The sequence below is a fragment of the Massilia sp. 01N410 genome, assembly GCF_056399665.1.
In genome coordinates, this window is the sequence record NZ_JBFTRV010000013.1 from 18,086 (window position 1) to 41,671 (window position 23,586).

Here is a 23,586-nt window from a genome sequence, read left to right on the forward strand (position 1 = left end):
ATGCCCGATTGATAACGGCCTAGCCATTGGGCCGCAACGGGTTCCAGCGGCCTATGTTCGCCAGCGTACATAGGCCTGCTGAAAATCGCGTAAAATGTTTCCCATTTTCATTTATGGCAGCTGAAATGCCTTCAGTTTTCACCTGGACAGTACGGGTCTATTACGAAGACACCGACGCCGGCGGCATCGTGTACTACGCCAATTACCTGAAGTTCTTCGAACGGGCGCGCACTGAATGGCTGCGTTCGCTCGGCATTCACCAGCAAACCCTGCTCGACGAGGAAAGCGCTGCGTTCGTGGTTCGCAGCGCAAGCGTCGACTACCTGTCGTCTGCCCGTCTGGACGACGAACTGACGCTCCGTCTTACCGTGGAAAAGCTCGGCCGCGCATCGGTCCAGTTCGCGCAGCAGGCCTGGTGCGGCGACACCCTGCTCTCGACCGCCAACGTGAAAGTCGGCTGCGTCGATGCAAAAACAATGCGCCCCCGCCCCCTTCCCGACTCCGCCGCTGCTAAAATGCTGCCCAACTGAAATACATTTGACCAAAACTACTGATGAACGCAGTCCAAGACCTCTCTTTCATTGAACTGATCGCCCACGCGCACTTCCTGGTCAAGTTGATCATGCTCCTGCTGTTCGCGATCTCCGTGATCAGCTGGACCTATATTTTCCGCAAGCTGTTCGCGATCCGCGCCGCGCGCCGCCTGACCGAACAGTTCGAACGCAACTTCTGGGCCGGCGGCAACCTGCATACCCTGCACCAGAGCGCCAGCACCCAGCGCGACCAGAGCGGTCCGCTGGCCCGCATCTTCGAAGCCGGCATGGGCGAGTTCATCAAGGGCAAGCAGGCTGCCCGCGACGCCCTCGACCTCGGCGCCGTGCTGGACGGCGCCCGCCGCGCAATGCGCGCCGCCTTCCACCGCGAACTCGATCACCTGGACACCCACCTGAACTTCCTGGCCTCGGTAGGCTCGGTGTCGCCGTACATCGGCCTGCTGGGAACCGTGTGGGGCATCATGAACGCCTTCCGCGGCCTGGCCAACGTGCAGCAGGCAACCCTGGCCACCGTCGCCCCCGGCATCGCCGAAGCGCTGATCGCCACCGCGATCGGCCTGTTCGCGGCAATCCCGGCCGTGGTCGCCTACAACCGCTTCACCCACGATATCGACCGCCTAGCGATCCGCTTCGAAAGCTTCGTCGAGGAATTCTCGAACATCCTGCAGCGCCAGTCGCGCTGATCGATGGGATTAAGGTAAGAACATGGCATTCAACAGCAACCTGCGCAGCGGACGCCGCAAGCTGAAGTCCGAAATCAACGTCGTGCCGTATATCGACGTGATGCTGGTGCTGCTCATCATTTTCATGGCGGTGCCGCCGACGCAGAACCCCAGCGAAATCAAGCTGCCCAGCGCCGAGCGCTCGACCCAGCCGCCGGACGACTACATCAATATCGCGGTGAAGAGCGATTCGCGGCTGCAGATCGGCATCAACGGCAAACAGGCGCAGGCGCTCGAGGAAGTGTCGAGCCGCGAAGCCCTGGTCGAGCGCCTGCGCGCGATCCACGCCGAGCATCCGGACTATCCCGTCATGATTTCCGGCGACCGCGAAAGCAAGTATGACAATGTGATCCAGCTGATCTCGGAAGCCAAGAAGATGGGCATCAACCGGGTTGGACTGGCCACTCAGTAACGAAAAAGAAAAGTTGATGTCGGCAACGAAGCAGAACAGCAATGCCATCGGCGGATCGCCCTACCAGGTGCCGCCGGAACCGAACCGCTGGCCCTCGATCGGCCTGGCGGTGGGTGTGCACGCCCTGCTGCTCGCCTTCCTGGTGGTCGGCATTAACTGGACCAATAACCAGCCGGTAGCGGTCGAGGCCGAGGTCTGGGATACGAGCGTGCAGCAGGCCGCCCCGCCGGCGCCGCCGCAGCCCGAACCGGAACCCCAGCCGGAGCCGCAGCCGGAAACCCCGCCGCCGACGCCGCGCGTGGCCGAGCCGCCGCCAGTGGCCGAACCGGCGCCGCCAAAGCAGCCGGACATCGCGCTCGATCGCGAGAAGAAACGCAAGGAAGAACTGAAGCGTAAAGAAGAAGAAAAGGCCGAGCGCGAACGCGAACTCGCCCAGCAGAAGCGCGAAGAAGAGAAGAAAGAAAAGGCGCTGGCCGAGAAAAAGGCGCGCGAAGAAGAAAAGAAAAAAGCCGAGGAACTGGCGAGAAAAGAAGAAGAGGCCGAGAAGAAGAAACTGGCCGAGAAGGAAAAGCTGGCCAAGGAAAAGGCCGATAAAGCCGCCAAGGCAAAGGCCGAAAAAGCCGAAGCGGCCAAGCTGGACAAACTGCGTAACGAGGAAATGAAACGCCTGATGTCGGGCGCGGGTAACCCGGGCAGCACCGGCAGTGCCGAGAAATCGACCGCGCCGCGCATCGACAAGGGTTATATCGCCAGCATCGCGGCGAAGATCAAGGGTAATACGAGCTACCCGGGCAGCACGGATGTGCCGGGCAATCCGGAAGTCGTTTTCCAGGTGGAGCAATTGCCGACCGGTGAAATCCTGTCGGTTCGCAAGACCAAGAGCAGCGGCATCCCCGCTTTCGACGAAGCCGTGGAGCGCGGTATTAACAAATCGTCACCGCTACCGAAGAAGAAAGATGGTACGGTAGAGCGTTCTGTTCAGGTCGGTTTCAAACTGAAAGAAATGAACTGACCCGCTCGACTCAAACCTTAGCTGAGACATTTATGAAGAAATTACATTCCCTGCTGTTTTCGGCCACCCTGCTGATGGGCGTGGCCGCGCATGCCCAGGTGCGCGTCGAAATCGCCGGCGTGAGCGGTACCCAGATCCCGGTCGCGGTCGCGGCTTTCGCCGACGAATCGGTCGCGCCGGAACAGGTATCCGCCATCATCCGCGCCGACCTCGAACGCAGCGGCGTGTTCAAGGTGATCGATGCGCGCCAGGCCATCTCCGACACCGCCAGCATCGACCTCGGCGCCTTCAAGGCCAGCGGCGCCGATGCGCTGGTGGTCGGCTCGGTCAGCCGCCTGGCGGACGGTCGCCTGCAGGTCCGCTACAAGCTGCTCGACACCGTCAAGCAAACCCAGTTGTCGCAACTGTCGGATGCGGTCGGTCCGCGCAACACCCGCCTCGAAGCCCACCGCATCGCCGACGACGTCTATGAAAAACTGACCGGCGTGCGCGGCATCTTCTCGACCCGTATCTCCTATGTGAAGGTGAACCACGGCAACGGCAACCACAGCTACGAGCTGGTGGTGGCGGATGCCGACGGCGAAAACGAACAGGTAGCCGCCTTCGGCCGCGAAGCGATCATCTCGCCGGCGTGGTCGCCGGACGGCACCAAGGTCGCTTATGTTTCTTTCGAAAAGCAGAAGCCGATCATCTACGTCCAGAACCTGGTGACCGGCCAGCGCGCCATCATCGCCAACGAAAAGGGCAGCAACTCGGCGCCGTCCTGGTCGCCTGACGGCACCAAACTCGCCCTCGCCCTGTCGAAGACCGGCAATACCCAGGTGTTCATCGTGAACGCCGACGGCAGCGGCATGCATCGCCTGACCACCAGCAATGGCATTGACACCGAGCCGCAGTTCTCGGCCGACGGCCAGAGCGTGTATTTCGTCAGCGACCGCAGCGGCGGTCCGCAGATTTACAAAATGAGCGTGAACGGTGGCCAGGCTAGCCGCGTCACGTTCAATGGAAGCTATAACATCAGCCCACGTGTATCCCCGGACGGCAAGACGCTGGCGTGGATTTCCCAACGCGATGGGGTTTTCTCCTTGTATGCGATGGACCTGGCAAGCGGCCAGGAACAGCGCTTGGCCGATGGGGCCACTGAACCGAGTTTTTCGCCAAACGGCAAGTACATCATGTATGCCAACAAGGGCGGCGGGCGAGCCTCGCTGGCCGTGGTGTCCGTCGACGGACGTGTAAAGCAGCGACTGTCGACTCAGGCGGGAAACATCAAGGAGCCCAGCTGGGGCCCCTTCATGAAGTAAATATTTTTTGACCAGGAGAAAACCCATGCGCAACGTAAAAACTGTAGCCTTCATCGTTTCGGCCGCCGCCCTGCTGTCGGCCTGCTCGTCGACCAAACTGCAAGAAACCCCGGTGGTCGAAAAGACCCCGGTCGCTCAGGCAGCGCCGCCGGCCGACACCAGCCGTGAGGTCCGCCCGGTCGAGACCGGCAACGTGGATCCGCTGAACGACCCGAAAGGCGTTCTGGCCAACCGTAGCGTCTACTTCGACTTCGACAGCTACGCCGTGCGCGACGACGGCAAGCCGGTCGTCGAGAACCACTCGGCTTACCTGACCAAGAACAAGCAGCGTAAAGTGCTGATCCAGGGTAACACCGACGAGCGCGGCGGCACCGAGTACAACCTGGCCCTGGGCCAGAAGCGCGCCGAAGCCGTGCGCAAGGCAATGGGCGCCCTGGGCGTGTCCGAGAACCAGATGGAAGCCGTCTCGCTGGGCAAGGAAAAGCCGAAAGCAACCGGCAGCAACGAAGCGGCTTGGGCTGAAAACCGCCGTGCCGACATCGTCTATCAATAATCCGGACATACTCGGCTGATTGACAGCGGGGCGGGATGCGGTGCAGACTGCATCCCGCCCCGTAATGCTTAGGAAGAGTCAGATAAATGATCAAACCGTCCCAGTCCCGCCTTGCGGCCATCGCCCTCGCCTTTGCCGCCTGGCTGCCCCTGCACGCGAGCGCCGGCCTGCTCGACGACGATGAAGCACGCCGCGCCATCCTCGACCTGCGCGCCAAGGTCGACGCCCTGTCCCGCGACTTCAATGCGCGCATCGACACCAAATCGGACAAGACCTCGACCCTCGAGATGCTGAACCATCAAGAGGAAACGATGCAGGAAATCGCCCGCCTGCGCGGCCAGCTTGAAGTGCTGGCGAACCAGATCGCCACCTCGCAAAAGAACCAGAGGGACCTGTACGCCGACCTCGACGCCCGCATCAAGAAGCTCGAACCGCGCCAGGAAACCATCGACGGCCAGACCGCCGAAGTGCTGCCGACCGAGAAGAAGTCCTACGACACCGCGATGGAGCTGTTCAAGTCCGGCGACTACAAATCCGCCGCTGGCGCACTGCAGGATTTCGTGCGCCGCTTCCCGGACTCGGCCTACGCCGCCAACGCCCAGTACTGGCTCGGCAACGCCTACTACGCCCAGCGCGACTACAAGAACGCGATCGCGGCCCAGGAAGCGGTCGTCTCGAACTACGGCACCAGCCCGAAGGCGCCAGACGCGATGCTGAACATCGCCAGCAACTACATCGAGCTGAAGGACAAGAAGAACGCCAAGAAGGTGTTGCAGCAGCTGGTCTCGAAGTTTCCGGACACGGCCGCCGCGGCAACAGCCAAGGACCGCCTGGCTGCGCTGAAGTAAGTCGCTCATGAGCGTTTGACAGCCCGGCTGATTGAACCTATAATCTTGCTTCTTTCGGGTCGTTAGCTCAGTTGGTAGAGCAGCGGACTTTTAATCCGTTGGTCGCTGGTTCGAGCCCAGCACGGCCTACCAGAATTCAGTAGCAAGCAATAAAGGCGTTACGAGTGATCGTGGCGCCTTTTTTGTTTTATATCATTGATCCTTCAAATAATAGCCCGATATTAAGGGCCAATTCTTCAAGAAAGCAGTTCCGAATCCCAGCCGCCATAGATTTTACGGAACCGCAAATAACCGGCTTTGCCCGACAATCCCCAACTGGCCCAGGAAGAATCGAACGGCTCCCGACCGTGCGTAGTCATGCGTGGTATCTTGCCCGTCTTCTCGTACTCGGCCACTGCCCGCAGCTCGTCCTCGCTTAGGCCGTCAGTCGCTTTCATCTGGTATGCAGAGTTTCCCCGGCCGTGCATTTTCGGTCGCATCTCGTTGTGCATTCGCACCGCCTTCTGCCTCTGGATCCATGATGCCAGCAAAGCATGCGCGTCTTTCTCATTATCCGGATTTTTCGGAATCAACTTGAACCACGCGCGAGAATCATGGACGTAATTATCGAAGAGATCCAATACGGCAGCGCATGGCAACGGCCCCTTTTCCCACCAAGTCGCTATTTCCTCCCACTCGGCGTAATGCTCGTTATGAAAGCCCGCTGGCTGGCTGGCTGGCCGGAATTGGCCCCCCTTCCCCTTTAGCCAAGCAACAAATTCCGATATTTCATCTTCGAATTCCTTGGTCGCGCTGTACAGGTCATTTTGATCGAAGATCGATGCTCGCAAAAAGCTATCGGTCGCCTGTATCGGATTCTTGCCGTGAATTCGCCTGAACGCACGCCATTCGATGTATTTCCTCGCTTGCTCGCGCATGATGCGATGCAAAGGGCCGCTTTTTGCTCTACATGTCGCGATGTAGGTATTGAATGCTTTGATTGCCTCAGCCTTAAGAGCAAATCGTGCTTGCGCTGGTGGGTTAGCCAGTTCAAGCTTTAATGGCACGCCGCTCAGCCTGGCAGCTTTATACATGATGAGCAAAGGAATCCGCGCAAGCATATCTGCTCCCTCCCCGTCACGGCCGCGGCCCTGTTCACCCGGACAATAACCACAACCGACATCAGAATGCGCACCCGGTACGACGATTTCCTCACAGGTACTGGGCAGCATCCCCTTCACCGAAATCGAGTCCACTGGAAAGCTCCGACGAATTTCATGTGCTGCCACAAGGTGGAGGCATTTGACACCGGCCGGCACCCGAAGACTATCCTCGGCGTCAGCCCATGCGCCGTGACCATCGAGCAGACGTCCCGTAAAGTTGTTACCGAACGTATTACCCAGGCCAACCGACGCCACAGTGTCGAACAGGCCGAGGAAATCGAACTGCACTTCAAAACCGCCGAGCGACATGGAACCCGTCTTGCCTCGCAATCGTGCGTCCAGTCTGCACAAGGAGTGCAGCCAATTGGTAAAGGCACGGGCCTGAGTTGCACCACGCGAAAATCCGAAGATCGACACATGAATTTTCTTGACGACGGCGGGATCGATCTTTGCCGGCTTGCCTGTTTTCGGGTTCGGCCAATGCCCGGACATCGCCAGATGTAATTTCGAGAGGAGCTTTTCGAACTCGCACCGCGCCATGCCATTGATTTCCTTGTTGGGGACGGGGACCTTTTGCCAATCTCTCTCCTCCATTAAACGACGGGACAGTTTGTTCAGGACGATCTTGGAGAGCAGGCTATCGATCTCGTCAGGCAGGACGAGGGGCGCCTTTAGGAAATAGCGATGGACGTTGTTAATCGCTTGGAGAAGCGTCCAGACAATACGTTCTCCGCCGAGATAGCCAGTCGCCGCACCGGCCTTCAACTCCCAGCCTTCACCACTGTCGTTCACTTGTGGAAAAGGGGAAGCGACACCTGGCACGTAAATCTTGAAGAAATGGGTGTACCTGGAGGGGTTATGTTGCCAATCCGTTGATGAGGGCAAAACACCTTGAACGCTAAGTCCGGGATAGCAATCGTAGAGGCGGGCGACATTCGAATGGCTTTTGCTGGCTTCGGCCAACCGGTAGTTGTTCTTTGTACCGTCGAAGAAAAAGCCGAAGAACAGGTTGGTATCGCAGGATTCGCCTGGAACGCCGATGGGTGGTTGTTCGCGCTGTTCTTCCCTCTCTCGGATTGTTTTCCCTAGATCCCGTCCCCAGAAAATATCAAAATCATTCGCAGATCCATATTTGTCTTCAATTTGAGACGCCAGTTTAGCAGTCATGGGCGTGCCTCCATGATTTGCTTCAGGCGCAGTCGACTATGTTCGAAACCGTCTTTATACTCCTGCTTTAACTTAGCTCGATACTTAGGGTCGTGCGGCCCCGAGAAATTCTTGATTGTGTCTGGCTCGTATTGTGTGGCGTGCTCCCAAGCGTCTTTAGCGCGAGCGTCAGGAGATTTCTCAAGCTCGTTCAATAATTCTTGAAAAAGACGGACGCCTCCTGCCTCGTGCTTTCTATACACTTCCCATCGCTCACGTTGATACTCCAGTGAAGGAACTGGCCATCCTTTAATCTTCCCCGGCCACTTCACGTGATCTGGCTGAAAATCACTCGAGATAACGCTCACGTTTCCGCTTACCTCGCGTAGCACCCAAAGTTCCCCCGGCCTGTCGTCGATATAGCGAGGCACATCGACGAGATAGACCTGCTTGATTTCCGGGAGACTGCCATCAGGGGGCTTTTTCAACCAATGCGTCGTACGAACCTGTAATTTAATACCTGGATGCCATTTCTTAGGCAAAGTGACGCAGCAGGTTGTGCCACCCGCACCGAAGGGGTCGATCAGTTCACCACCGGCCGCCTGGTTTGGCGCGGCAGGATCGGCCACGTCGTAGCTGAACGTCTCGCCGGAATAGTTGACCCCATGTAGATTCACGTTGACCGTTGGCTTTTCGCACCCCCCTAGAAATAAGGGACCGACAAAGCAGGTCAGCAACGCTAATAGTCTTGGTAAAGAAAACATTCTCAGTCTCCACGCAAATATTCATCGAACCACGCCTGAAATACCGAGCGCATATCCGAAACATCGTGAAGGCGGCGCTGACGCCAAAGCCACTCGCACCAATCAAGGAGCGCACTATCCAGCAACTGCGTGGTATGGACGGCGTGTAGTGCACTGGTGACAAGTGCATGGCTTCGGGAGGGATGCTCAAATACTTTGTGTCCGCGGTTCGCCAACATCACTAATATTTCATCCGCCGCGCTGTCCATGACGAGAAAGGCAAATTGATGCTGATCCAGTTCTGCCTGTACAGCTATATCTGTGTCACAACCAGGAAGGACTAGGTCGCACCAGCAACCAGTCCTATCGATATACGACCAACACACCGCAGGACCGGTTATCTGTGCACATTGCACAGGGCTAAGCGCTTTGAGGATGGCCGACAGCCTCCGTGTATCCGGAAAGCGAAAATTGAAGCGTTGGCCGTCTGACTCCACTAAGCACCAACCGCCCAATCGATCTGCCAACTGTTCCAGCGTCTCCGATGTCTCGATGGCACTCACCATGGGCCAACGATTACAGCGCCCGAGGAACCGCTTCAAGAATCTGTCATCAGGCACGAACGCAGTCAGGAACGGGGATACGTCTTCGGCCTCTTCGGAACATCCCGGAAGCGCGTCAAACAAGAGCGCCTTGCTCTCCTTTGGAAGCCGCCTGTGCAGCCCAGGAACGAATGCGCCATCAAGCAGCAAATACATTTTTCGCGAAGCCGGTAACTGACTCGCACGCCGAATCAGGATATCGATCCAATCTTCGGTAAATGCGTCAATGAGCATGTCATTCCACCATGGTAAAAGTTGACCCCGCCATGAGAGCTTTTTTCAGGCAGGCGATACACACGCTGCTCGGCAACGCTGGCATATCGAAAGTGCGCTTTTCTGGACCTGCAAAGCTCTTCTTCCCCGCATGCACAGCAATCTTCCCCGGACACTGCACCAAAATATTCCCACCTTCGATCGTGATATTTGCCCCGCCCGCCGTCGACAAATTGATCCGCTTGGCCGCCGCCCAGTCGATATGCGCATTGGCACTGATCACATTGACCTCATCCCGCGCCTGCACGCGAAGTCCATCACCCTGCGCCTGAATGTCGATTGCCTCTTTCGCCGCAAGCAGTTGCAGACCAAGCCCGCCCTCCCCAGCCTTGACCGCGCCGCCCAGCACACCGATCGCCTGGCCGCTATGCACCCGCATCTGTCCGCCAGTGACGAACTGTGTATCCAGCCCACTCATCACTGTTACGGTCTCGCCGTTGGCCAGTTGCAGACTCTGCCCGGCATTCGCTCCGAAGCCATCCCTCGCGGATACGGCAATGATCGGATCGGCCATATGCGCCAGCTTTTCGCCGGAGCCGGCAAGCTCGGCCATCGCCGACACCGATGCATGCATGGCCTTCAATGGCGGCGCCTTGTCATCGAGCGCACTCGCGTTGGCCCTGGCGGCGCCAAGATGCGCCGCCAGGCCGACGGTCAGATGCGTCGAAGCAGCCGTACTGAACGATTCAGCTAGTGAAACGGCCTGTTGGAGCAGGCCGGCGCCTGCCGCGTTTTCGCCGGCCGGATCGCGGGCGGCAGCAGCATGCCCGATCCCGTAGCTGGAGACCAGCAAGCCACCGCCCGCGCGCACCGCGCCGTAATGGTCGGTACGCAGCTCGGCGCCCAGACCCCGGAAGCTGCCCCGGTAGTTGTCGGCAGCATGAATCAGATGCCCCAGATTCAGTTCCGAAGCAGCGTAGGTGCATCTGAGCTGGACGCGGCCCTGGGCATCGGTATCGTCGAACAGCAGCTGGTTGTAGCCATGGCCGCCGAATTCCTTGCTACGCACGCCCCACTGCGCGCCAGCGTTGCGATGGCCGCCGTTGTCGGCTGACGCGCCATGCCAGACGGGGCTATGTCCACCTGCCAGATTCCCCTGTCCCGAGGCACGGCAGTCATGTGCGGCGGCAAAGCACGAGGTGTCGTTGTCGGCAGTCGCTTGCCCGCCCGGGGTTGGCACGATGCCTCCCTTGCCTCGCCCGTTGTACAAGGCGCCGACCACGATCGGCCGGTCGATGTCGTTCTCGATGAACTGCACCAGCACTTCCTGCCCGATCCGCGGCAGGAACTGGCTGCCCATGCCGCCGCCAGCCGAACGCTGGGCCACGCGCACCCAGCAGGAGGCGTTGCCGCTCATTCGTCCACTTTCCTGCCAATGAAAGCGGATGCGCACGCGGCCCAGGCGGTCACAGTACAGCTCATCGGCGCCGCTCGGGCTGTCGCCGCCGTCCGCGCCGACCACGATGGCGCTCTGGGCACCGAAGGCGGTCGGCTTACGAAGCGTAGGATCATCGTCGATCAGGAGCCCGGGACACCACGGCACTTCGGCCGGGATCGCCGTAAACTGGTTGCCATAGCCGGACTTGAGGGCGCGTTCGACCACCAGCGCCTGGCCGCCGGACAGCTGCGCGCCGGTGAGCTCTTCCAGCAGCTCGGGAATCGGTCCGAACAGCTCCTCCAGCGCCTGCGTGGCCGGCGGCGGCAAGTTGTTCACCCCGACACTCCATACACGCAAGACCGTGAACGCCGCCGCATTGCCGAGCTCACGGCGCGGCGCACCGGTCACCGTCATCCTGGCGCCGGCGCGCAGCGTGCGGACCGTCGAGCGGCCCCGCCATAGCTGTCCGCGCGCTTCCCGCGCCTGCATGCGCAGGTCGGCGTCGCGACGGGCCTGGCCGCGGTCGGCGTAGGCGTACTGTCCCGGCACCTCGTAGGCTTCGAGCTCCGGCAGGCTGCGCCCGTAGCGGACAAGCGAAGGCGCGCTGCCGGTGACGCTCTGCCCGGCCTTGTAATCGCTGCTCAGCACCGTGACCAGGGACGCGTGCAGGCGCCGCTGCGATTCCAGTGCCTGCACCGTATCCGAGGCTTCGACGGCGCTGACGCCGTGGAAGCGGATGCCGCCGTCCTGCGCGCTGCTGGGGTCTTCGGGAACAGCGCAGGGCTGGGTGCTGTCCGCGAAGATCACCAGTTCGGTGTCATCCAGGCGCCAGCTCAGGCCCTCTTCGGCCAACAGTCTGCGCACGAAATCGAGATCGGACTCGCGGTACTGGCAACAGTAGCTGCGCGGCTTGGCGTCGGCGATGAAGGGGCTGGTGTCGTCGCTCCAGCGCCACTTCGCCAGCGGCAGCCATGGCTCGAACACGTCGTCGACGATCCCGATGACGGATTTGTCTTGCCAAACGCGGCTGTTGCTGCCCTGGCCGAGGCGCCACAGCCAGGGCGAGATTCGGATGCGATAGCGGGCGAAGCCGCCGTCGCTGCCCAGCATCGCGGCTTCGCTGACCTCGCCGGCGAAGCCGGTGCGGCTGCCGTCGGCCAGGCTCACCTCCAGGCTGGCCGAGCGTCCGAGCATGGAGGCCGGGTCGAGATGCGCGCTGGTCGACAGGGCGATCACGTCGCGCACGCCCACTTCGTCGATTGCGTCGTCAGCTGCGAAGGCTTCGACCAGCAATGCGTCGGCGGCCCCGTCGATGCTCAGCTCAATCAGCCGGGTCGTGCCCGAGAATTCTGCCAGCGCGGCGCTGAGCTGTTCCGTCAGGGCGTTGATCATGACCGCACGCACTCCTTATCGACTGATTGGCGTTGCCAAGATACAGTAGGTAAGAAGCAATTTCTTGCGCAAGCTCACACCGTGACGCAGCGTAAGCATCGTACGTAACAAGGCACTAGCTCTCGAGCCCCCTCAGCGCCTCGATCCCCTCCGGATCCAGCGTCAACTTTTCCGCAGCCAGCCGGATCTTCCGGTAATAAATCCCATTCCTGACACCCCGATAATCCTTGTAGGCTTCCGCAATCGGGTCGGTCTTTCCCTCCCGCCGCGCCTTGTCGATCAAGGCCTGCAGGTAGCGCGTGCCGGCGCGGATATTGGTCGCCTCGTCGATGAACGCCAGGCTGGCGTGGAAGGCGTCCGCTTCCCGGTACAGCTCGGCCTCAAGCCGGCGTTCGCCCGGCGGCTTGCGCAGGTTGTCGAGCCGGTACAGTTCCCGGTTGGCCACCTTCAGCATCTGCATCAGGCCACGCGCACTGCTGCCCCTGGCCTGGGCGGCCTGGTCGAAGCGCGATTCCATATAAATCTGGGAGACGATCATGTCGGTGCCGAGGCTGGACTCGTTGTTCGCTTCGACCAGCGCCCTGATCGCGCGCAGGCGCGCCAGCAGCTCTTCCTGCGATGGGACTTCGCCATTGCCCGGAGACGATCCCCGCTCCGGCACTGCCTGCTTGTCCATGTCCGTCTCCTTGCATGACCGGCAGTCTCATCGTCACTCGAACGGGACTGACCCGGCTTGCGTTTGCTCAGCCACATGCAATGGGGGTACGGGCCATGACCCCTTGCTCGACCTCAACGGAGCCGGAGATTCTCGTCGATTCGTTTCCCAAAGGAACCGTGGGGTCGGGTAAGATCGATCGGTATCGCCACTCAACCATTCAGCCATTCAGCCGCCATGCCCCTCGATCTTTCAGACACCCTCGTCGTCGGCATTTCCGCCACTGCCCTGTTCGACCTGGCCGAAGCGGATGCCGTCTACAAAGCCAGACACGCGAAAAATCCCCAGAGCGCGCTCGAGGAGTACCGCGCCTACATGCTGGAACGCGAAAACGAAGCGCTACGCGACGGCACCGGCATGCCGCTGGTGCGCGCCCTGCTCGGCCTGAACCGCTTTGCGTCCTCCGAATCCCGGCCCCTGGTCGAGGTGGTGGTCATGTCGCGCAACAGTCCCGAGACCGGGGTCCGCGTCTTCAACAACATCCGCTCGCGCGGGCTGCCGATCTCGCGCCACGCCTTCACCGGCGGGCAGTCGGTGGTCGATTACCTGGACGCCTTCGCGGTCGACCTGTTCCTGACCACGAACGTCGACGACGCCCAGCGCATCATCGATGCCCAGGCCTGCGCCGCCGCCGTGCTCAAGCCGCCGCCGCACGCCGGCGAGGCGCCGCTCGAGGACCAGGTGCGGATCGCCTTCGACGGCGACGCCGTGCTGTTCGACGATTCCAGTGAGCTGGTCTACAAGACCGAAGGCCTGGGCCGCTTCCACACGGTCGAGGACGAAAAGCAGAACGAGCCGATGAACGACGGGCCCTATGCGATCCTGCTGCGCAAGCTGGCCAGGCTGCAGGAACGCCTGCCCTTCGGCGCGGATGCGTCCCCGGTGCGCATCGCCATCGTCACCGCGCGCAGCGCGCCGGCCGAGATGCGGGTCATCAATACCCTGCGCCACTGGGGGGTCTACGTGAACGAGATCTTCTTCCTGGGCGGCGTGCCGAAGTCGAAGGTCGTGAAGGCCTTCCGCGCCCACATCTTCTTCGACGACCAGGACCTGCACCTCGATCCCGCCGCCAAGCACGTGCCTTCCGGCCGCGTGCCCTACCGCTCGGACTCGCCGCTGTTTTCGCCTCTGGCCGGGGTAGAGCTGGCCGACGATCCGCCGCTGCTGGTCGAGAAGCTCGAAACCAGCTGAGAACCGCCGCGCACCTCGAAACGGGCGCTCGCCAAAGTGCGCCCGTCCCGCCCCACCAGCTTCAGTTCATGCTTGCCCGGTACCGGCGCCCAGCCGGCTTCCAGCTCGGCCGCGCCCACTTCTTTACCGTCCAGCACCCAGGCCAGGCCGCCCTCGCCCTGGGCCTCGAAACGCAGCCGCTGCAGGCGTTCGGGGATGTCGGGGTCGAGTGCGATCAGGCTGGAATCGGCCGGATACACGATCTTCGGCTGGCGCTGCGAGGGCGCCAGCAGCTCCACCGATGCGGTCTCGGTGCCGCGCACGAACCACTCGCTGCGCGGCGCTTCCACCGCGGGCGTGAAGGCGACCGTCTGTCGCACCACGCCTGACGGCGGCGCCGGCGCGCGGCCTGGCCGGTCGCGGTGCAGGTAGTCCATCACATCGCGCCACACCGGCGCCGCGCCCGAGACGCCGGACACGTCCCACATCGGGCTACCGTCGAAATTGCCGACCCAGACCCCGACCGTGTAGCGGTCCGTGAAGCCGACGCACCAGTTGTCGCGCATGTCCTTGCTGGTGCCGGTCTTCACCGCGCTCCAGAAGCTGGTGGCGAGCTCGTTGCGCAGGCCGAAGGTGACGCTGCGCGCGCCGCGGTCGGACAGGATGTCGGCGACGATGAAGGCGCCGCGTTCGTCCAGCACGCGGCGCTGCTTCTCCGGTGCGCGCGCCCTGAGCGTGACGCTGCCCTGCAGGCCGCCATTGGCCAGCGTGCGGTAGGCGTTGCTGAGGTCCAGCAGGCTGACGTCGGCGGAGCCCAGCGCCAGCGAATAGCCGTAGAAATCGGCCGCCTCCGTCAGGCTGGCGATGCCGACTTCGCGCAGCCGCTCATGGAAGCGTTCCAGTCCCGTCAGCATCAGGGTGCGCACCGCCGGGATGTTCAGCGAGCCGGCCAGGCTGGTGCGCACGCTCGCCACCTCGTGGTAGCGGCGGTCGTAGTTCTGCGGTACGTAAAGGCCGCCGACGGTCGGGATGTCGACCGGGGTATCGTCCAGCAGAGACGCCGCATGCAGCACGCCGCGTTCGATCGCCAGCTCGTACAGGAAGGGTTTCAAGGTCGATCCGGCCTGGCGCAGGGCGGCCACGCCGTCCACTTCTTTGCTGCCCGTGTTGGCGACATAGGCGAGGATCTCGCCGCTGGCGTTGTCCAGCACCACCACGGCGCCGTCGCCGACGTTGCGCTCGGCCAGTTCGGCCAGGTGGCGGCGCAGGGTTGCGGCGGCGAAGCGCTGCAGCTTCGCATCCAGGGTGCTGCGGGCCGCGCGCTGGCCGCTGCCGCCGTCCAGCAGCTGGCGCGCCACCTGGGCCGGCGGCTGCTGGAAGGCCGCGCCCGGACGGCTCAGGGCCACCTCGACCTGCCACTCGATGGTGGCGCAGTTCGACGCCGCCTTCAGTTCCGCGGCCAGTGCACAGGCGCGGCGCGCGACCTCGCGGCCGGGGGCGCCCGGTGCGCGCAGCAGGCTCGCCAGGATCGCCGATTCGCCGATGTCCAGGCTGATTGGTGCCTTGCCGAACAAGCCACGCGATGCCGCGCCGACGCCCTGCAGCTCGCCGCGGAAGCTTGCCAGGTTCAGGTAGGCCTCCAGGATCTGCTGCTTGCTCCAGCCGGCCTCCAGCTCGCGCGCGGCGAGGGCCTGGTCCCACTTCTGGCTCCAGCTGCGGCCGGCCGCGCGGGCCGCCAGCCCCGGGTCGAGCAGGCCGGCCAGCTGCATCGTGATGGTTGACGCTCCGCGCAGGCGCGACGGGCCGCCGCGCCCGACCCGCAACAGGTTGTCCCAGGCCGCCTGGCCGACCGCCTTGAAGTCGATGCCGCCATGTTCCATGAAGCGCTGGTCCTCGGCCTGCATCACCGCGCGGCCCAGGCTGGGCGAGATGTCGGCCAGCGCCACCCAGGGCTGGCGGCGCGCCGCCATGTCGATGCGCACGCTCTCCAGCGGCTCGCCGTGGCGGTCCAGCAGCTGGGCGTCCGAAGGCTTCCAGGCGGCCTTTACCTGTTCGGGCGCCGGCACTGCGGCCGCAGCCGGAACGGCGATCGCCAGGGCCAGCAGCAAGGCACGCATCACGGTCCCACCACCACCCCGGCATTCGGCAGCTCGCCGAACATCTCCGGGTTGTAGAGGGCCTCGACCCGCGTGACGGGCATGGCGAAACGGCCCTCGTTATTCAGGCGCACCGTGTACTCGACGCTGAAGCTGCCCTTCGGGACGAACTCATAGTAGGAACGGAAGGCGGCCTGGGTGCGTTCCTGGAAGGCCGGGAAGACCCAGCCGCGGAAGCGCTCGCCGGCGGTGGCGATCTGGCTGTCGCGCCCGAGTCCCGTGCCGAGGATGCTGGCGCCGGCCGGGATCGGATCGTCGACCACCACCCAGGTCATGTCGGCCTGGGCCTCGACGTCGATCCGCACGCGGTAGACGTCGCCGCGCGACCACTGGCCCTTGGTCTTCTGTTCCACTGGCGTGATGCTGCGCACGATCCGGTAGCCCGAGGACAGCGCCGCCTTGAGCGGCACCGCGGCCAGGCTGCGCACGGTCGCCCATGGCTTGCCGCTGCCAAGCTGGCGCAGCTTCAGGGTCGCCGGCCGTTCCGGCCAGGCCTGCAGCACCGTCGACGGCACCGTGCCGGTCCAGGATGCGGCGCCCAGCGTCAACTGCGCATTGCCGCTCACCGGCTCGGCCTCGACCTTGCGCGAGAAGGCATCCAGCGCCACCACGCCCCAGGCGTTGGCGGTGGTCGTGTTCCAGCGTCCCTGCTTCTGGCGGCCCAGCGCGCCGCGCGCCAGGCGGCCGATGTCGGCCTGCCAGAACGGGTCGCCGGTGGCGGCCAGCAGCAGGCGGTTGGCATTGACGTCGGCGGAGGCCATCAACCACCACCAGTCGTCGCGGCGCTCGGTCGAGAAGCCGAGGGTCGTGCCCTGCAGGTTCAGGCGCCCGCGCAGCACCTGGCGCGCCTGCGCGAGCTGCTGCTCGCGCTGCGGCAGGTCGCGGGTGCGGGTGAGCACCTGGTACCAGTCCAGCACGGCGGAGGTCGGCCACTGGTTCGGTTCGACCGTGATCGATTCCAGCATCGCCGGCTTCACCATCCCGCTCCTCGACAAGGCCTCCAGCGCGGCCAGCTTGCGCACCGTGAGTTCGCCGCTGGCCAGGTAGGGCGGGCGGGCGATCTTGCCGTCGACGAAGGCGGTGAGTCCGGCTTCCATGCGCTGCTTCAGGTCTTCGGGGATAGCGTAGCCGGCTTCGCCTGTCAGGGACAGCACATAGGCCGTCAGGGTGTCGCTGCCCAGTTCCATCGGCGCGAAGTACTTGACCAGGCCATCCGCATCCAGGTGGGCCGGCAAGGTCGCCACCGTGGCTTCCCACATGGTCTTGTCGCGCAGCGCCACCGAGCGCGAGGTGCGCTGCTCGAAGCAGGTGTAGGGATAGGCGCGCATGTAGTCGCGCACGCCCGGCAGGTCGCCGCCCAGGCGCGCGCTCAGCATGGTCTCGACGCCGCCGCGTCCTGGCAGCGCGTCCGCCGGGCGCTGCACCGGCAGGGTCTTCTCGCCGTCGAGCTGGAGCAGGGTTGCCTGCAGGGTGCGCACCGGCACCGCCACGCCCACCTGCTGGCGGATGCGGATGCGGTCCTGCGCCCCTTCTCCGCCGTTGGCGTCGACCTCCCACTGCAGGGCTTTGGCGCCGGCCTGCACGCTCCAGTTCCAGCCCAGCTCGCGGGCCTCGCCCGGCGCCAGGGTCACGCTCAGGGGCGCCAGCGACTGGCCCTTGCCCGCATCCGCGCCCACGCTCGCCGCCAGGCGCACCGTCAGCTCGCGCTGCGAGGCATTGCGCACCGTGAAGCCGGCGCGGAAGCTGTCGCCCTCGCGCACGCTGGCGGGGAGCCCCGACAGCAGCATCAGGTCCTGGGTGGTGCGGATGTCGGCCGAGCCGGTGCCGAACAGGCCGGCCCCGCCGCTGGCCACGGCGACGATGCGGAAGCTGCCCAGGGTGTCGTTGAGCGGCACCTGCACGCTGGCTTCGCCGTTGGCGTCGACCGCCACCTTGCCCTTCCACAGCAGCAGGGTCTCGAACAATTCGCGGGTCGCGCTGCGCCCGCCGCCGCCGCCGTGCGGGAAGGCCTTGCGGCCGAAGTGGCGCTTGCCGATCACCTGCATCTGCGCGGTCGCCGTCTCGACCTGCAGGTTCCGTTCGCGCATCATGGTCTCCAGCAGGTTCCAGCTGGTGTTCGGCATCAGCTCCAGCAGGCCGGCGTCGACCGCCGCCAGCGCCACCTCGGTCCCGGCCGGCAGCCTGCCGCCGCCGGGCGCCTCGACCTTCAGCGTCACCTTCGCCTGCTCGCGCACCTTGTAGACGCTGCGTTCCGGCGTCACCTTCACCTTCAGCTCGTGCGCGGCCCAGCCGACGCGCAGCGGCGCGTAACCGAGCTTGTAGGCCGGCTTGCCGAGATCGACCAGCGCGGTGGGCTGCACGCCGCCCACGCGTCCGCGCACCACCAGGGCCGACACGAAGACGTTCGGCGCATAGCTGTCCTTGACCGGGATGCCGACCGACTGGTCGCGGCCGGACAGCTGGCGCACATAGGCGTCGAGGATGCCTTCGCGCTCCACCGTCACCAGCACGCTGGCCTTGCGGAAGGGGCTGCGCACCTGCAGGGTCGCGGTCTCGCCGGGTTCGTAGCGCTTCTTCGACGGCAGCAGGTCGATGCGGTCATGGTCGCCGGCGGCAAACCACTGTTCCTCGGCGCCGCCGATCCAGATCTCGCGCCGGGTCGCGGCCACCCTTCCCTGCGGGTCGCTGGCGCGGGCACGCAGGATCAGGTCGCCCTCGGCCGGAGCGGACACCTCGCAGGCCAGCAGGCCCTGCGCATCGGTCTTGCCGCCGCAGGCCTCGCCCAGGCGTTTGATCTCGCTGCTGTGCTCATACGCGTAGAAGCCGCCGACCAGGCGCCGGCGGTGCGAGGTGGTCCGGCGCACGAAGAAGTCGACGCCGACCGCGACGCCGGGCACGGGCTTGCCGGCGGCGTCCAGCACCACGGCCTGGAACTTGACCGCATCTTTGGTCTGCATCCAGCCGTTCGGCCTGATGCCGACCACGTAGGCCGAGGGCCACAGCGGCACCCGCGCCGCCACGGTCGAGGTCTCGCCGTTCGGATCCTGGAAGGACAGTTCCGCCAGCAGGCTTTTCGGCTTGTCGAGCGGCGGCAGCCTGTCCACAGCGATCCGCGCGCCGCCGGCACGGTCCAGGGTCAGCGACTGGGTGCGCGCGGCTTCGAGCTGCCCGTCTCCTTCCTCGCTGCCGGCGTCCTCCTCCTCGTCGCCGCCGCCCATCGCCACCACGCCTTCCTTGACGTCGCCCAGCCCCAGGCCGAATTCCTCATAATCGGGGAACTGCACGCCGGTCTCCTGCACCACGCTGCGCAGCTTGACCGGGACCTGGGCCGCCGGACCGCCGGACAGATAACCCACCTGGGCATCGAAGGTGACCGCGTTCGGCGCCACCTGGGCCTGGTCCGGCGATTTCAGCACCGCTTTCATGGTCGGTACGCGGAACTGCTCGACGCGGAAGGAGCCCGACACCTGGCCGCCGACCAGCACTTCGTACACGCCCAGTTTGGCGTCCTGCGGGATCTTCCACTCGCCCTGGGCCGCGCCGGCGGCATCCCAGTCGAGCGCGAATCCGGTCTTCTCGCCGCTGCCCTGGTGGACGATGAAACCGCGGACCGGGTAGGCGGTCTTGTCGACGCCGAGTTCCTGGGCGCGCCAGTCCTGGTTCGAAGCCGGCGGCCTGTCATTCACCTTGACCATGGCGAAGCCGGCGCTCGTGTGGCGGCGCAGGAAGTGCTTCATGTGCACGGTCTCGCCGGCGCGCAGCAGGGTGCGGTCGAAAACGGTGGCGGCGATGCGGCTGTCCTCGAAGCGGCCGCCGGTCGGCAGGTTGAAACGCCAGTTCTCGATGCCCTCATGCCAGTCCGACAGCGTGAAGCTGAAGTCCTCGCCGCGGCGCGCGCTGACGAAGTAGCCGTCCATGCCCTTGCAGCGCGATGCCGGCAGTTCCTTGCGGATGCGGGCGATGCCCTGCGCATCGCTGGTCCCGCTCCACAGCAGGCGCGCCGCGCAATCGCGCACCTCGACCCGGGCGCCGCCCACCGGCCTGCCCTGGTCGAGCGAGGTCACCCATACCAGCGAGGATTGCGCGCCCAGCTTGAAGTGGGCCGCCATATTCGTGACCAGGGCGCTGCTGCGGACCCAGGCGCTGCGCCCTTTCGGATTCAGGGCCGCACCCAGGCGCGGGCTTTCCAGCTCCACCACATAAAAGCCCGGCTCGCGCAGCGGAATGCCGATGACTTCGAAGGCGCGCCGTCCGTTCGGTTTGGGCAGGATGAAGCGCTGCAGGGTATCCGGCCTGGCCCCGGCAAATACCGACGTCTCGAGCTGCTTGCCGGAGGGCTGGTCCGGCGTCCAGCCGGTGCCCGGCCGGGACAGCTTGCGCAGCCAGGCGATGATGTCCTGCTCGCGGCCGCCCTTCAGCTGCAGGGTGGCGCCACTGCCGTGCAGCTTGCCCGCCAGCCTGGGTTCGACGTTGCGCACCGTGACCGGCAGCATGCGGTCCCCTTTCGCTTCGAGGATGCCGAAAGGCGCCGCGAACTTCACCAGCGGCGGCGCCTCGCCGGTGCGGATCGGCAGCGGGAAGCGCGCACGGTTCACCAGCGGCCGGCCGGCATCGTCCTTCAGGCCGTCCGGAAGGTGCAGGCTCAGGCGCGCCTGTTCCGGGAAGGGCCCGGGCAGGCTGACCATGCTCACCGTGGCGCCGCGCTCTTCGTCCTTGCCGAAGGCCACCGGATGGCGCTTGCCGTTCGCCTCTTCCAGGTAGATGCCGCGCGCATCGGCCACGGCGATCGGCGCGCTGAATTCCAGGCGCATCGGCAGGAAGGGAATGCACTGGGCCCGCGCGCTGACCCGGTCGCAGCGCAGCCTGGCGCTGAAGTCGGGCCGGGTCTTGTAGGCCAGCATGTGGTCGGCGCTGGTGGCGGCGCCGTTGGCGGCGGCGATGCCCTTGCCCCAGACCAGGGCCACCTTGGTATCGGCCGGCAGGGTGCGCTGGCATTGCAGCACCAGCAGGCGATCGAGCTTGCCCGCGCGTTCGTCGGCGCGCAGCCGGGCCGGCGTATAGGGCTTGCCGCGTTCCTGCCCGCCATCGCCATCGCCGCGCAGGGTGTTCTGGACCATCCAGCGGCTCGCCAGCAGCGCCTGTTCGCGCGCCTCGCCGCCCAGGATGCGCACGCCGATCTTCTCGGCGATGCCGTCGGCCTGGCACCAGGCGTGGCCGCTGACGGACGGCGCCGTGGCGGGGGCCGACAGCGCCAGCACGAAAGCCTGGTGCTCGTCGATCGCGCTGCTGCCGTCGTAGGGCGCGGCGTGGAGGACGGCCGGCCCGCCGGTGGCGAGCACGAATTCGCGCCGGCCCGCCAGCGCCTGCCCAGCCAGGTCGCGCAGGTCGGCGCGCAGCTGGAAGCGGCAGCGCACGGCGCCGGGCAGGTCGCGTTCGAAGTCGTAGGCCCAGGTGCGGTCGTCGACCCAGCGTCCCTTGCCGGGCACCGGACAGTCGACCTCGAAAGGCGCCGGCGCGCGCAGGTCGCCGAAGGGCACCATGGGGACGGAGAAGCGCGCCGTGGCCTGGCGCACCTGGCTGACGGTCCCTTCCGGAGAAAACATCTCGATGCCGGGCGGCGCCGTCTGCGCCAGCGCGGCGGTGGCGGGCCACCAGCACAGCACCCCCAGGTACAGCCCCCTCAGCAAGCTCACGCCGCGCATCTTTTTCCTCCTGTCCGAAGCCAGCCGATCTTGCCATAAAGGCTAACCCTGTCAACAACATTTACAACCGTAAAAAAAGACAGCCTATGCACGCTATGCATGAATGGCTATAAAATGCGTCTGTTATATTTCCTGTACGCATATACGACGACAGGCATCCACCGAAGACACCATGCACATCCAATTGATCCTGAACCTGGCCATTGCCCTCGCCGTCTGCGCCCTGCTGTTCTTCATGCAGCAGCGCCATGTCTCCTTCACCAAGCGGGTGTTCACCGGCCTCGGCCTCGGCATCGTGCTGGGCGCAGGCTTCCAGGCCGTGTACGGGCTAGGTTCGCCGGTCATCGCCGATACCGATGCCTGGCTCGACGTGCTCGGCACCGGCTACGTCAAGTTGCTGCAGATGATCATCATCCCGCTGATCATGGTCTCCATCATCCAGGCCATCCTGAAGCTGCGCGACGCCTCCTCGCTCGGCAAGATCAGCGCGCTGACGATCGGCACCCTGATGATCACCACCGCCATCGCCGCCGGCATCGGCATCCTGATGGCCAAGCTGTTCGGCCTGTCCGCGGTCGGCCTGACCTCGAGCGCGGCCGAAGTCGCGCGCGGCGCCTACCTCGAAGGCAAGCTGGCCACCGCCCAGCAGCTGTCGGTGCCGAATACCATCCTCTCCTTCCTGCCGGAGAACCCCTTCCTCGACATGACCGGCGCGCGCAAGACCTCGACCATCGCCGTGGTCCTGTTCTCGATCTTCATCGGCGTATCAAGCACCGGCATCGCAGGCAAGAAGCCGGACGTGTTCGAGTCCTTCAGCCACTTCGTGCACGTCGCCCACGTGATCGTGATGCGCATGGTGACCCTGGTGCTGCGCCTGACGCCCTTCGGCGTGTTCGCCCTGATCACCCAGGTGCTGGCCAGCTCCAGCCTGCAGGACATCCTCAACCTGATCGGCTTCGTGATGGCCTCGTACAGCGCCCTGATCCTGATGTTCTGCGTGCATCTGCTGATCGTCGGCGGCGTCGGCCTGAACCCGGTGCGCTACGTGAAGAAGATCTTCCCGGTGCTGGCCTTCGCCTTCACCTCGCGCACCTCGGCCGGCAGCATCCCGATGAGCGTGCAGACCCAGACCGCGCGCCTCGGCACGCCCGAGGGCATCGCCAACTTCGCCGCCTCCTTCGGCTCGATGATGGGCCAGAACGGCTGCGCCGGCATCTACCCGGCCATGCTGGCGGTGATGATCGCGCCGACCGTCGGCATCGACCCGTTCACCAGCAGCTTCCTCCTGCCGCTGATCGGCATCGTCACCATCGGCTCGGTGGGCGTTGCCGGGGTCGGCGGCGGCGCCACCTTCGCCGCGCTGATCGTGCTGTCGGCGATGAACCTGCCGGTGGCGCTGGCCGGCCTGCTGATCTCGATCGAGCCGCTGATCGACATGGGCCGCACCGCCCTCAACGTGAGCGGCTCCATCACGGCCGGCACCCTGGCCAGCCGCGTGCTCGGCCAGACCGACATGCGCGTCTTCAACAGCGACGCCGCGGTCAATCTCGACGGCGACGAACAGGTCGCCTGACCCTGCCTCCCCCGCATGCCGGCCGGCCGCCGGCATGCGCGGCCTCGGCTTTCCCGAAGCAAAACCGTTTTCCTGGCGTGCACTTGTTGACAGCAAACCTCCTGTCGACGGGCCTCCGCACGCGACGTTTTCGGGCGGAATCGTGCGCGAAGGTCCCGACGAATCCGTCTATGATGCCCACATGTCAAA

The 23,586-nt window shown here is 64.5% G+C and carries 16 protein-coding genes and 1 tRNA gene; 10 read left to right on the forward strand and 7 right to left on the reverse strand.

The window, feature by feature from the left end; translation table 11 throughout:
• Nucleotides 1-125 precede the first annotated feature (125 nt).
• The 8 genes from ybgC to AC1DOP_RS17520 all read left to right on the forward strand — a co-directional run bounded on the left by ybgC (nt 126) and on the right by AC1DOP_RS17520 (nt 5,537).
• Nucleotides 126-530, forward strand: a complete 405-nt coding sequence (gene ybgC / locus AC1DOP_RS17485) for a tol-pal system-associated acyl-CoA thioesterase (protein ID WP_442121614.1) — start codon at nt 126-128, stop codon at nt 528-530.
• 23 nt (nt 531-553) lie between these two features.
• On the forward strand, nt 554-1,237 hold the full coding sequence (gene tolQ / locus AC1DOP_RS17490) for a protein TolQ (protein WP_442121615.1): 684 nt from the start codon (nt 554-556) through the stop codon (nt 1,235-1,237).
• A 22-nt stretch (nt 1,238-1,259) separates the two neighbouring features.
• The gene (locus AC1DOP_RS17495; RefSeq protein ID WP_442121616.1) at nt 1,260-1,688 is read left to right on the forward strand and encodes a biopolymer transporter ExbD; all 429 of its coding nucleotides are present in this window, start codon (nt 1,260-1,262) and stop codon (nt 1,686-1,688) included.
• 16 nt (nt 1,689-1,704) lie between these two features.
• Nucleotides 1,705-2,700 carry a cell envelope integrity protein TolA gene (gene tolA / locus AC1DOP_RS17500; RefSeq protein ID WP_442121617.1) on the forward strand — a complete coding sequence of 332 codons (996 nt, stop codon included), beginning with the start codon at nt 1,705-1,707 and terminating at the stop codon, nt 2,698-2,700.
• A 32-nt stretch (nt 2,701-2,732) separates the two neighbouring features.
• Nucleotides 2,733-4,004 (forward strand): Tol-Pal system beta propeller repeat protein TolB, encoded by a 1,272-nt coding sequence (gene tolB, locus AC1DOP_RS17505; protein WP_442121618.1) that lies wholly within the window; start codon nt 2,733-2,735, stop codon nt 4,002-4,004.
• Nucleotides 4,005-4,029: 25 nt separating this feature from the next.
• A complete protein-coding gene (gene pal / locus AC1DOP_RS17510) occupies nt 4,030-4,557 on the forward strand; it encodes a peptidoglycan-associated lipoprotein Pal (protein ID WP_442121619.1) in 528 nt (175 codons plus the stop codon).
• An 86-nt stretch (nt 4,558-4,643) separates the two neighbouring features.
• Entirely contained in the window at nt 4,644-5,405 is a 762-nt protein-coding gene (gene ybgF, locus AC1DOP_RS17515) for a tol-pal system protein YbgF (protein ID WP_442121620.1), read from the forward strand.
• Nucleotides 5,406-5,461: 56 nt separating this feature from the next.
• Nucleotides 5,462-5,537, forward strand: a tRNA-Lys gene (locus tag AC1DOP_RS17520).
• Between the two features lie 104 nt (nt 5,538-5,641).
• On the opposite strand, the gene AC1DOP_RS17525 is transcribed toward AC1DOP_RS17520, so the two are convergent.
• The 5 genes from AC1DOP_RS17525 to AC1DOP_RS17545 form a co-directional block, all read right to left on the reverse strand.
• Nucleotides 5,642-7,714: a T6SS phospholipase effector Tle1-like catalytic domain-containing protein gene (locus AC1DOP_RS17525; protein WP_477252459.1), complete on the reverse strand. Its 2,073-nt coding sequence runs from the start codon at nt 7,712-7,714 to the stop codon at nt 5,642-5,644.
• Entirely contained in the window at nt 7,711-8,457 is a 747-nt protein-coding gene (locus AC1DOP_RS17530; RefSeq protein WP_477252461.1) for a DUF3304 domain-containing protein, read from the reverse strand. Before AC1DOP_RS17530 ends, AC1DOP_RS17525 begins: the two co-directional genes overlap by 4 nt.
• Nucleotides 8,458-8,459: 2 nt before the next feature.
• Nucleotides 8,460-9,272: a DUF4123 domain-containing protein gene (locus tag AC1DOP_RS17535; protein ID WP_442121623.1), complete on the reverse strand. Its 813-nt coding sequence runs from the start codon at nt 9,270-9,272 to the stop codon at nt 8,460-8,462.
• Nucleotide 9,273: 1 nt separating this feature from the next.
• On the reverse strand, nt 9,274-12,081 hold the full coding sequence (locus AC1DOP_RS17540; protein ID WP_477252463.1) for a type VI secretion system Vgr family protein: 2,808 nt from the start codon (nt 12,079-12,081) through the stop codon (nt 9,274-9,276).
• 115 nt (nt 12,082-12,196) lie between these two features.
• Complete coding sequence (locus AC1DOP_RS17545; RefSeq protein WP_477252465.1) at nt 12,197-12,757, reverse strand: lysozyme family protein; 561 nt, start codon at nt 12,755-12,757, stop codon at nt 12,197-12,199.
• A 216-nt stretch (nt 12,758-12,973) separates the two neighbouring features.
• On the opposite strand from AC1DOP_RS17545, the gene AC1DOP_RS17550 reads away from it, so the two are divergent.
• Nucleotides 12,974-13,987 (forward strand): 5'-nucleotidase, encoded by a 1,014-nt coding sequence (locus tag AC1DOP_RS17550; RefSeq protein WP_477252467.1) that lies wholly within the window; start codon nt 12,974-12,976, stop codon nt 13,985-13,987.
• Here AC1DOP_RS17550 and pbpC read toward each other — a convergent pair.
• Nucleotides 13,894-16,083 (reverse strand): penicillin-binding protein 1C, encoded by a 2,190-nt coding sequence (gene pbpC / locus AC1DOP_RS17555; RefSeq protein ID WP_477252589.1) that lies wholly within the window; start codon nt 16,081-16,083, stop codon nt 13,894-13,896. The genes AC1DOP_RS17550 and pbpC overlap by 94 nt on opposite strands.
• Nucleotides 16,083-21,824, reverse strand: coding sequence for an alpha-2-macroglobulin family protein (locus AC1DOP_RS17560; RefSeq protein WP_477252470.1), 5,742 nt, complete (start codon nt 21,822-21,824; stop codon nt 16,083-16,085). The genes pbpC and AC1DOP_RS17560 overlap by 1 nt, the downstream gene beginning before the upstream one ends.
• 172 nt (nt 21,825-21,996) lie before the next feature.
• Between AC1DOP_RS17560 and AC1DOP_RS17565 the strand changes: the two genes are divergently transcribed.
• On the forward strand, nt 21,997-23,397 hold the full coding sequence (locus tag AC1DOP_RS17565; protein WP_442121628.1) for an L-cystine transporter: 1,401 nt from the start codon (nt 21,997-21,999) through the stop codon (nt 23,395-23,397).
• Nucleotides 23,398-23,586: the final 189 nt, after the last annotated feature.